Genomic DNA, 10,534 nt, shown 5'->3' with positions numbered 1-10,534 from the left:
CATGAACACATCCTCTCAGTCGAGAGAACCCGTCCAAGATCCTTGATACACCTCAGCCTCCCCCCGCCCCCCACTGCGCAGTACCGGTGGGCATAGCAGCCCCGTCTGCATTCAAGTTCAAGATTCGACACCCCACATCGGTCCCAGAGGGCATACGAGTGTCTGATTAGGACACAATGCCGACGGCGTGCGAGAGGGGCAAGCTCCTCTACGGCTCGTCGTCGTAGTCATCATCACGACGGAGCCCGCGCTTGATCTCGACGTGCCTGCGAGCGAAACTGCGCACGTCCGGCTCGCTGGCCAGCATGTGAGCGGCGCAGTGGTGATTGCCCGTCTCGTGCGCCGCACTCACCAGGCGCGATGCCAGTTCGCCTCGGCTGGCTAGCGCAGCCCTAGTTTGCTCCTTGGCGCGTGCAAGAGCCGCCTTTAGCGCCGCTTCGGACCGCCGGACTGTGGCTAGCTCGTCTCGCAGCATCACCTCGTGCTCCTGCAAGCGAGAGAGTTGCTTTTCAGGAAGATTTCCCTGATGCGCACGGCACTGATCGCACAGAACGGGGACCGCGCCCGTGCTGTCCGATGCGATGTGCCACAAGCTACAACAATTGCAGTTGATGCGGATCTTGCCCCATGGCAGCCGCTCGTGCACAGCATCCTCATCGGGATTGGCATCAGGAATCTCGTTTCGCCAGCCCCAAAAACTCCCCGGAGGTCGCGGCGGCAGTGCCATCCCTCTGAGCCCTCCATTCAGCCCCGCGCGAAACACGCACAGCACAAAGACGGCTTTCCAGAGTAGCGCGCCGCCAAACGGGCGGCTATGGACCCACGCGACTCTCTAGATCAACGCCGGCAACCACCAGTCGCTCATACGCCTGCTGCCAGTCCGCGCACCGCTTGACCCCACACACCGGGCACACCCGCGACACCGGATCAATGCTGTGCGCGGCTAACACCCGCCGGTAGTACACGATCAGATCGTCAGACAACGGCGTAGGCACCTCGGCCGACGACCCGTTCACGCCCTACCGGTGGCGTGCGCGCGTCCTATCATGATCAGAACCCGGTGACAGCCGGGCTGCCGGCCTGGAGGCCGACCCACACCGGCTCGTTGCGCCAGTCGTCGAACATGATGCTGTCCCTGGGCATCTTGCCGCTCTTGAGGTGGGCCCGAACGTCACGGACATAGATCGCGTCGGTCTGTCCACTCTGGTCCGTAGTCGTCATCGGATTGATCAGACACTTCGCAAACTTGGCCATCGTGCCGCTTTCGGCCCACATAGCATCCAGCGCCCGTGTCGCGAGGTGGAGCAGCGCCAAGCCTGTCCACGGGTCGAAGTTGAGCGGCGAGTTGGCGTGAGCCGCGCCGTGTCCGGTGAAGTTCCGAAGAGCCACATACTCCTTCGTCGTCAGGACGCTCAGCGGCGTTGACTCCCGGCTGTTGAGGTCGAGCGCGTAGTCGAGCCCAGCTCTCAGCCGCGCGCCGGCCTGGCCGTGCCCGTCGCGATATCCGCCGACAGCGCGGCCGATCAGTTCCATTGCGGCTAGGACCTCGAATATCGCGCCGAGGTGGAGCTGACTGGCTCGCGCGAGGCCCGCCGTGGCGATCATCTCGCGCGCGAGCCCGATGGTGTAGTACGCCTTCGCCTCGAAGGCGCTGATTCCGTGCGCGCTGCCGATCGGGGTCCACTTAGGATCGTCGGTCGGGTCCAACGCCTGGACGTGCTGGCGAACGTAGTCAGTTCCGGTCACGGCTACCAGTTATACCGCGCGCGCGGCGCCCACCATCGACCAATTTCGGGAACAATCACATGCAGGACGTGGAGGCGTCGATCATTCAAGCGGAACCCCAGCCTTTCGCATGAGGTCCTTCGCGTACGCGGTCAGAAACAAGCCCAGCGAGCTATCAGCGACAGCACCGACCTTGCTCAGCACGCGCTTCAGCACCGACTTCACGACGCCCGCGTCGGGCTCCGCGCTCTCCAACTCGCCTTCGACGACATCGAGTTGACCGAGCAGGCGCGCCGAGTCAGCTTCATCCAACCCAAGCACCGGAAGCGCCTGCTTGATCGCTTTGATGAGCGACACCAGCTCATCACCCGCCACGCCCGTGCTCGTCGTCGCGGTCTGCGTGATCTCCCGGCTGTTCCACGCGACGTTGCTACCCGTCACGGGACCATGGAAGTTCACTGTGTTGTTTGCCGCTCCATGTTCAACATTGCGGACGTAGTCGGCCACCGACCCTCCAAACTGCTCCACACAGTCGACGCCTCGGTCGGTCAGGTGCAGACGCACGAGCGTGTTCAGTTGGCCTGTCCGTATCCCAGTGATCAAACGCTTGCGCGTGAGGTAGGGCAGTGCGGCGTCGATGTCGGCCGAGCCAAGCGCATCTCCTTCAAATTGAGCGTGCGGGCTGCTCAAAAGGCCGTCCACTGTCATCGCTCGATAGCCGGGCTGTGCGTATAGGAACTCCAGCACGGCCTTCCGTGCGGCAGCGTTGCGCAACGCCGGATTCTCGCGGCGCTTACGGATCTTCTCCACCTCCACGCGGCCAAGGTCCGTGATGGACACCCCGGACGTAGCGAGCCCGCCGAACGTCTCCATCAGTTCGACCAAGCCAAGTGAGTCCAGCGTCTTAAGGGCGCCCCGCCACAATTCCTCATCTGACGGGTCATAGTCGCTGCCGAGCACGTCACCTACATCGGGAATATCGCCGGGGTTCTCCGGTCTGTGGTCGTACAGCCGGTCCAGGATCAGCACCTGGCGGAGTTCCGCCTCGGTCACGTCCCACCTCCTATGACCGACCACGGTAGCGCAGCGTTACGACAAACTCGGCGCAGCTTGCTCGCTCGGTGCAACGCGGAGAGTCAGAATGTGGCCCCTGCCCCACGCGATGGACGCCAGCTCGTCGGCTGCGAGATCGGCGTCAGCGAAGTACACATTGTCCACGGTGGCCGATGCCAGCCGCTCGACCGGCTTGTGCGGCACGACCCGTACGCCTCATGTCCGCGAGCAACCCGCATCGGCCCCGGCGCGCGACTCCTGCCAGTCGGGCCAACCCTGGATAACGATGCGGATGTTTGCGGCCCGACTCGTCTCTCGGTCGCCCGACCGCGCGACCCGGCCGGCCATGATCCCATGGAATAGAGTCCCACTGGCAAGTTGTTGACGCGTCAGATACTTTTGATGGGTCACCACCCAGGAGGAAGCCATGCCAGCCGTCACCGCCGACACCTTGACGCTGCCGCGTACCCCGACGACCGACCCGGCCGTCGACCGGGACCGGCCCGTGGTCAGCGTCACTACCGCCCCCACCGGCTTCGAGGGCGAGGGCTTCCCGGTCCGCCGGGCGTTCGCGGGCGTCGACCTGCGCCTGCTCGACCCCTTCATCCACATGGACCAGATGGGCGAGGTGGAGTACGCGCCCGGCGAGCCGAAGGGCACCCCGTGGCACCCGCACCGCGGCTTCGAGACCGTCACGTACATGATCGACGGCGAGATGGCGCACTCGGACTCCAACGGTGGCGGTGGGCTGATCACCAACGGCGACACCCAGTGGATGACCGCGGGCAGTGGCCTGCTGCACATCGAGACGCCGCCGGAGGCGCTCGTCGCCAGCGGCGGCCTGTTCCACGGGTTCCAGCTGTGGGTCAACCTGCCGCGCTCGCTGAAGATGACCGCGCCGCGCTACCAGGATATCCGGGCCAGCAAGGTCTCGCTGCTCTCCTCGCCCGACGGCGGCACGCTGCTGCGCGTCATCGCCGGTGAGGTGGCCGGGCACCCCGGGCCGGGCGTGACCCACACGCCGATCTCGCTGGTGCACGCCACGCTGTTCCCCGGCGCGTCGCTGACGCTGCCGTGGCAGCCGGACTACAACGCGCTGGTCTACGTCATGTCCGGCAAGGGCAGCGTCGGCGCCAAGGGCCGGCCGATCCACATGGGACAGCTGGCGGTCTTCGGCGAGGGCGACACCATCACGGTGGCGGCCGACGCCGCGCAGGAGTCGCGCAGCCCGGGCATGGACATCCTCATCCTCGGCGGCAAGCCGATCCGCGAGCCGGTCGCCGCGTACGGGCCGTTCGTCATGAACACCCGCGCGGAGCTGCTGCAGGCGTACGAGGACTTCCAGGCCGGCCGGCTGGGCAGCATCCCGGCCGTGCACGGCGGCGGCCCGCAGGGCGAGATCGTCAACCCCTGACCTCCACGAATACGGCGGGAGCCGGTCGGGCACACCGACCGGTTCCCGCCGGCTACGCGGGAGTCCTCCTGGGTCTGCCGTTGCCGTTGCCGTTCCCGTTGCCATTGCCGTTCGTCGCGCCCGAGCCGCTGTTGCCGGCACCGCTGGTGGCGTTGTCGGCGCCGGAGTTCGCGCTGCTGGGTGGCGCCGGCATGCCGGTGGCGCCGGAACTGGCGGGTGCCTGCACGTCGCCGCTGCTCGTGGGCGGCGGAGCGTCGGGGGGCGGCGGTGTGCCGGACGGTCGCGGCGACGGGGGCACCGCGGCGCCCTGCAACTGGGCCGGGTTCAGCTCGGTGCCCTCTTCCGGCGGACGGAAGCTCATCATGATCAGTCGCAGGTAACTCTGGTCGTTGCGCCAGTCGACCTGACGGGTCACCCACGTGATCGCCGCGGTGCGGTCGCCCTCGAACCGGAAGGCGCGCACGAGACCGTGCAGGCGCTCGCCCGTACTGGATTCGAAGGTGAACTCAAGGTCGGCGGCCGCGTCGCGATAGCTGGCCACGCGCAGGCCTTCCCGCCGGTACCCGGGCAGTTCGGCGCTGAGGCTCGCCTCCCGCGTGCCCAGTGCCTCCAGCAGGTCGCCGGCCGGCCACGCCGTGTCCACGCCGACGACCCGGGCGCCGGAACGCTCCCGGAAGCACACGGTCGCGTCGCGCACCGCGTACGCCGAGCCGATCGGCGCGGCGATGCGCAGCCCGTTCGGCTCGCGGTGCCAGACCCAGCCGGGCGGCATCGCGTAGGTCTCCGCGACGGGCTCGGCGCCCTGCGCCGCCGCCGGCGGCCGGGTCGTGCGCGGCGCGGCGAACACCAGCCCGCACGGCCCGTTGTCCCAGACGGCCGGCGGGATGGGCGCCGCGGTGCTCGCCCCCGCCGGTCCGCCGCCGGGCCGGTCGCGGGTCTGCCAGGCCAGGGCGAGTACGGGCACCAGCAGCAGCGCGGCCGACAGGCTGGCCACCGCCGGCAACCGCCCCCGGCCGGAGCGCGGGTCCGGTGTGGCCCGCGACGGTTCGCTCTCCGGCGCGGACGTGGCGGCGCGCGGCGGCCGGACAGCGTCGAGGCCCTCCGGGTCAGAGGGCCGCACAGCGTCGAGGCCCTCCGGGTCGGAGGCGACGCCTTCCGGTCGCGCGACCCCCGCGCGGGCGCGCTGGAGCAGCGGCAGCCGGCGGCGCTTCGAGGAGCCGCCCGTGACGATGGCGCGCAGGCGGCGCTCGGCGTCGGCCGCGTCCATCCGGGCCCTGGGGTCGCGGCGCAGCAGGCCGGAGATGACCGGGCGCAGCGGGCCCGCGTTCGGGGCCGGGTCGGGCGGGTCGACCGCCAGCGCGGTCAGCGTCGCCATGGTCGTCGGTCGGGCGTACGGGGACCGGCCCTCGACCGCGGCGTGCAGCGTGGCGCCGAGCGACCACAGGTCCGTGCGCGCGTCGGAGGTCCCGTCGCGGGCGCGCTCGGGCGCGCAGTACAGCGCGGTGCCGACCACCAGGCCGGGTACGGTCAGCGCGCCCTCCGCGGACTCCAGGCGGGCGAGGCCGAAATCGGTGAGCACGACCCGCCCGTCCTCGGCGAGCAGCACGTTGCCGGGCTTCACGTCGCGGTGCAGCACCCCGGCGGCGTGCGCGGCCGTGAGGGCGCCGAGCATGGCGAGCCCGATCTCGGCGGCGCGGCGGGGATCGACCGGGCCCTCCGTGCGCAGCACGTCGTAGAGCGACCGGGACGGCACGTACTCCATGACGATCCACGGCCATGGCTCGGTGGGTACGACGTCGTAGATCTTCACGACGTTCGGATGGTTGAGGCGGGCCGCCGCGCGCGCCTCCCGCAACGTGCGGCGGCGCAGTTCGAGGGTCTCCTCGTCGGTCAGCCCGGGCGGTGGCACGACCTCCTTGACCGCGACGTCGCGGTGCAGCACCTCGTCGTGCGCGAGCCAGACCACGCCCATGCCGCCGCTGCCGAGCTGCCGCACGAGGCGGTAGCGTCCGGCGACCATACGCGGCGCGTCTGACATGTCCCCTACTGTGCCCCACTCTCCGCGCGATGTCTCCCGCAAGCCCGGCATCCTATTCATCATCGTTGATCCGGCGCAACGCGCACCGGATCGCGAAGTCGATCAGCGGGCGGGGGTCGCGAGACGCAGCGCGAGGGCCGGGCAGCGGCGGACCGCGCGCCGGGCGGAGCCCTCCAGCCACTCGGGGACGGCTGAGTCGGCGAACGCCGGGAAGCCGTTGCCGTCCAGGTGGATCAGCTCCGGCGCGACGGTCGCGCACAGGCCGTGGCCGTCACACCGGGCCCAGTCCACGGCGAGCTTGCGGCCGGCGAGGGCGCGGGGCACGGGCAGCACGCCGCGCACCAGGTTGCCGCACCCGCCACGGTGCAGGTGCGCCGCGACGTCGTCCGGGAAGGCGTCCAGTGTGGACAGGACGAACCTGGCCGTACCGTCGGGGTGGGCGCACGCGCCGCGGCCGTTGACCGCGGCGGCAACCCGGCGCACCGCGGCCATCGCGGCCTCGCCGCCCGTACCGTTGGCGAGCATGGCCAGGGCGTCGGCCAGGTCGGGCAGGCCGGTGCGGCAGGGACCGCACTGGCCCGCCGACTGGCCGGCGAGATACTGCGCGACCTGGGCCGCCTCGCCCAGCGGGCAGGAGCCCTCGCCCAGCGGCAGCACGATGCCGGCGCCCAGCGCGCCGCCGACCGCCTTCATGCCGGCCCGGGAGATCTCGGCGCGCAGGACGGCGTCCCGGCTGATCCACGCGCCGTGGTAGCCGCCGACGAGCACGCCGGGGCCGATCGTCGCGCCGCATAGCCGCAGCACGTCCATGAGCCGTACGCCCGTGGGGGTTTCGATGACGGCCGGGAACGCGGCCGCGCCGCCGACGGTGAGCAGGACCGTACCCGGCTCCTGCGAGGTGCCGACCGACGTGTAGCCCGCCGGACCGAGGCGCGCGGCGACGGCCAACTGGGCGAACGTCTCCGCGTTGGACAGCAGCGTCGGGCGGGAGTCCACGCCGCTCTCGGCGGCGAGCACCTTGCGACCCGGCGGGATCGGCGAGCGGCCGTTGACGCCGTTGACGAGGGCGCCGCTCTCCCCCGAGATGAACCGCTCCGGCTGGACGACCACCCGGGTGGGGATCGCCATGCGCCGCTCGCCGAGCGCCTGGCTCAGATAGTCGGCGCTGGCCTCGCCGTCGGCGACGCCGACCGTGATCGAGCGGGCGCCCAGGGCGTGCGCGGCGAGCAACGCGCCGTCGAGGATGAGGTGCGGCGCGCGGCTGAGCAGCATCCGGTCCTTCCAGCTGCCCGGCTCCCCCTCGGTGGCGTTGACGACCACGTGGCACTCGGTGCGCCGCCGGGCGGCCTGCTGCGCGACCGCGCGCAGCTTGGTGGCGAACGGGAAGCCCGCGCCGCCCCGGCCGGTCAGCTTGATGTCGGTGGCCAGCACCAGAAGGTCGTCGAGGCTCAGCGGCGGCAGCGGGCCGTGGACGGTGCGGTGCGTGTCGAAGTCCAGGCGCGGCAGCCGGTTGAGGCCGGCCGTCAGGCGCGCCGGCCCGACATTGCGTACGGGCGGGACGCTCATGACGCCGTCCCCATCAGTCCTTGCCCTTCATGTACGCCCAGAACGCCTCGTCGGAGATGCCCGACTCGTGACCCCGGCCGCGCCGGCGGCGCGACACCCGGCCGGCGCCGGCCGGGATGTTGGTCGCGGCCTGCGGCGCGCGGGGAGCTTGCCGGGGAACCACCGGCGCGGCGGGCGGTGGCTCGGGCACGCTCCGGGACGCGGGGGCCGATACGGGCCGGTTCGCCGGTGGCACCTGGGACCACTCGCCGGTCCGCGCCGCGCGGGCGAGGTCCGCACGGGCCGCCTGCGCGCCGCTCATCAACCCGGCGCCGCTGCGGGGCGCGGCGGCGCTGATGGGGGCGATGCGACTGACGGACCGCAGCCCGGTGCCGCTGGTCGGCCCGCCCGCGAACGCGGGCCCGCTCACCGGCGCGGCCGGCACCACGAACCCCGCACCGCTCCTCGGCGCGGCCTGCGCCGCGAACCCGGCGCCGCTACGGGGTGCCGCCTGCGGCGCGAACCCGGCCCCACTTCTCGGCGCCGCCTGCGCCGCGAACCCGGCGCCGCTTCTCGGCGCGGCCTGCGCCGGGCCCGCGCCGGCGCGGACGGTCGGGAAGGACCCCGAGGCCGCGTGCGCGCCACCGGACCGGGCGGGCGTCGTGGGCACGCCCACCATCCGCACGCCGCCCGTCGACGTGAGCGACCGGCCGCGCCGGCGGTGCCGCTCGACGAGGCGTACGACGACGACCGCCGCGCACGCAGCGCCGCACACGATGTAACTCACCGTGACCCAGGTGGCCGGGTGCCGGCCGGCCGTGAGCCCGTGCCAGGCCGAGACGAACCAGCACGCGTACGCCATCGAGTGCAGGATCCGCCACCGCACCGGGCGGCCCGTGCCCGCGAACCAGCCGCGCGCCACGCCGGTCACCACGACAAACAGCAGCAGGTACGCCGCGACGCTGCCGAGGGCGACCGCGACGACGTGCCCGGACTGCCACGTCAGGGCGTGCGTGGGGGCGACCACCTGCCCGACCGCGACCTCGTCGGAGGTGACCTTGATGATGATGTGCAGGGCCAGGGCGCCGACCGCCGCCGTGGACGCGGCCCGGTGTACGGCCTGCATCCGCAGTCGTTGCACGGGGGTGAGCGGGCCGCGCAGGGCGGCCACCAGGCCCGCCACCACCGCCCCGGTCAGCGCCAGCAGGGCCAGAACCCCGGCGTACCGGTCGGCCAGCACGTTGGCGTCGTGGGCCAGCGGTCCCGTCAGGCCGCGCGGCGCGATGATGAGGATGCCCATCACCACGCAACATGCCCCGAAACTGGCCGCGATCACCCGTCCCGCGCTTCTCCCGGCCACCACGTCTCCCTCGCCCGTCCGGCTGCATCGACGTCAGTCGTACGATAGCGACCGGTCCGCCGGACGGCTACCGCTACGGAGCGTGAACCTGACGCGAAACGGCGACGTAACCGCGTGAGGTGAGCATGGACCGGTGACAGCCGAGTGGGTGGACGTGATCGCCGGCGCCGAGGTGACGACCGCGCCCCGCGGCGTCGTCGTCGACGGCCACCATCTGGTGGTCGTCCGGCTCACCGAGGACGGTCCGCCGGTGGCCTTCGGCGGCCGGTGCCCGCACCGGCTGGTACCGCTCGCCGCCGGCGACGTCGTCGGCGGCCGGCTGCGCTGCGCCTACCACGGGTGGGAGTTCGGCGCGGACGGGTCCTGCCTGGAAATTCCATCCCTCGGGCCGGCGGCGACGGCGCCGCCACGCGCCGCGCTGGCCGCCGCGCGGTGCCGCGAGGAGGCCGGGCGGGTCCGCGTCCTCGCGGCGGACCTGGCCGCCCTGCCCGCGCAACCGGCGGCCGCGGCCCCCGACGGGGGTGGGCCGGGCGTGCTCACCAACGAGGACCCGGCGCTGGCCCGGGCCTGGCATCCGGTCGCGTTCGCCACCGAACTGGGATCCGCCGCCGAACCCAGCCGGGTGACCCTGCTCGGTCGGGAGTGGACCGTCTGGCGCGACGTCGCCGAGCTGCGCGCCGACCCCGTCCCGTACGGGCTGACGGTGCGCTGGGGACTGGTCTGGCTGGCGCCCGCCGAGCCGCTCGTGCCGCTGTTCACCGAGCCCGACGTGGAGGACGCCGCGTTCGTGGGCGCGTGGCTGCGCCCGGCCGCGACGCCGGCCCCGGCCGGGTTCGTCGCCGACAACTTCCTCGACGTGGCGCACTTCCCGTTCGTGCACGCCGGCACCTTCGGTGCCGGCGAGGAGAAGATCGTCGAGCCGTACGAGGTGGTGGCGGAGCCGGACGGATTCCGCAGCACCCAGGTGCAGTGGTTCGACAACCCGGAGGACCCCGGGGTGGCGGCCGGCCTGCGCCCCCTGCGCCAGCGCCGCCGCGCCACGTACGTCTACCGCGCGCCGTTCCAGCTGCTGCTGCGCCTGGAGGAACTCGACGCCGGGGCGGTCAAGACGATCCTGTTCGTCATGCGACCCGAGTCGCTGACCAGCACGGTCGTCTACACGAAGATGCTGCTGCGCGACATCGGCGGCGTCGCCCTGCCGGGCGGGGCGGTCGTGGCGAGCGAGGTGGCCTACGAGGAACGCGTCGTCGGCGAGGACCTCGCGCTGCAGGCTCAGCTGGGGCTCACGGGCCTGCCGCTGGTGCTGCGCGACGAGCTGCACGTGCGCGCCGACCGGCTCGGCGTCGCGCTGCGCCGCGCGCTGGCCGCGTTCGTCGAGTCCGCACAACGGTGACGCGAG

At 72.0% G+C, this 10,534-nt stretch carries 8 protein-coding genes; 2 read left to right on the top strand and 6 right to left on the bottom strand.

Annotated elements, in window-relative coordinates:
- Nucleotides 1–208: 208 nt before the first annotated feature.
- The 3 genes from ABD191_RS16160 to ABD191_RS16150 form a co-directional block, all read right to left on the bottom strand.
- Nucleotides 209–727, bottom strand: coding sequence for a hypothetical protein (locus ABD191_RS16160; protein ID WP_344082361.1), 519 nt, complete (start codon nt 725–727; stop codon nt 209–211).
- Between the two features lie 323 nt (nt 728–1,050).
- Entirely contained in the window at nt 1,051–1,746 is a 696-nt protein-coding gene (locus ABD191_RS16155) for a hypothetical protein (RefSeq protein ID WP_344082359.1), read from the bottom strand.
- Between the two features lie 81 nt (nt 1,747–1,827).
- Nucleotides 1,828–2,778, bottom strand: coding sequence for an aldehyde dehydrogenase family protein (locus ABD191_RS16150; RefSeq protein WP_344082357.1), 951 nt, complete (start codon nt 2,776–2,778; stop codon nt 1,828–1,830).
- 427 nt (nt 2,779–3,205) lie between these two features.
- Between ABD191_RS16150 and ABD191_RS16145 the strand changes: the two genes are divergently transcribed.
- Nucleotides 3,206–4,192, top strand: coding sequence for a pirin family protein (locus ABD191_RS16145; RefSeq protein ID WP_344082355.1), 987 nt, complete (start codon nt 3,206–3,208; stop codon nt 4,190–4,192).
- Nucleotides 4,193–4,244: 52 nt separating this feature from the next.
- Here the strand turns inward: ABD191_RS16145 and ABD191_RS16140 are convergent, their stop codons facing one another.
- From ABD191_RS16140 to ABD191_RS16130, 3 genes are all read right to left on the bottom strand, one after another.
- On the bottom strand, nt 4,245–6,230 hold the full coding sequence (locus ABD191_RS16140; RefSeq protein WP_344082353.1) for a serine/threonine-protein kinase: 1,986 nt from the start codon (nt 6,228–6,230) through the stop codon (nt 4,245–4,247).
- A gap of 102 nt (nt 6,231–6,332) precedes the next feature.
- Nucleotides 6,333–7,796 carry an NADH-ubiquinone oxidoreductase-F iron-sulfur binding region domain-containing protein gene (locus tag ABD191_RS16135; RefSeq protein WP_344082351.1) on the bottom strand — a complete coding sequence of 488 codons (1,464 nt, stop codon included), beginning with the start codon at nt 7,794–7,796 and terminating at the stop codon, nt 6,333–6,335.
- Nucleotides 7,797–7,809: 13 nt separating this feature from the next.
- A complete protein-coding gene (locus tag ABD191_RS16130; RefSeq protein ID WP_344082349.1) occupies nt 7,810–9,135 on the bottom strand; it encodes a hypothetical protein in 1,326 nt (441 codons plus the stop codon).
- A gap of 133 nt (nt 9,136–9,268) precedes the next feature.
- On the opposite strand from ABD191_RS16130, the gene ABD191_RS16125 reads away from it, so the two are divergent.
- Entirely contained in the window at nt 9,269–10,528 is a 1,260-nt protein-coding gene (locus ABD191_RS16125) for a Rieske 2Fe-2S domain-containing protein (RefSeq protein WP_344082347.1), read from the top strand.
- Nucleotides 10,529–10,534 lie beyond the last annotated feature (6 nt).

It is taken from the genome of Luedemannella helvata (genome assembly GCF_039528415.1).
GTDB classification, from domain to species: domain Bacteria; phylum Actinomycetota; class Actinomycetes; order Mycobacteriales; family Micromonosporaceae; genus Luedemannella; species Luedemannella helvata.
This window is presented reverse-complemented; position numbering and strand designations above follow the sequence as displayed.

What these genes read in the sequence shown, in the direction of transcription:
- ABD191_RS16160 (WP_344082361.1), bottom strand. Translation starts at nt 727, where the DNA reads ATGGCACTGCCGCCGCGACCTCCGGGGAGTTTTTGGGGCTGGCGAAAC.
- ABD191_RS16140 (WP_344082353.1), bottom strand. Translation starts at nt 6,230, where the DNA reads ATGTCAGACGCGCCGCGTATGGTCGCCGGACGCTACCGCCTCGTGCGG.
- ABD191_RS16145 (WP_344082355.1), top strand. Translation starts at nt 3,206, where the DNA reads ATGCCAGCCGTCACCGCCGACACCTTGACGCTGCCGCGTACCCCGACG.
- ABD191_RS16135 (WP_344082351.1), bottom strand. Translation starts at nt 7,796, where the DNA reads ATGAGCGTCCCGCCCGTACGCAATGTCGGGCCGGCGCGCCTGACGGCC.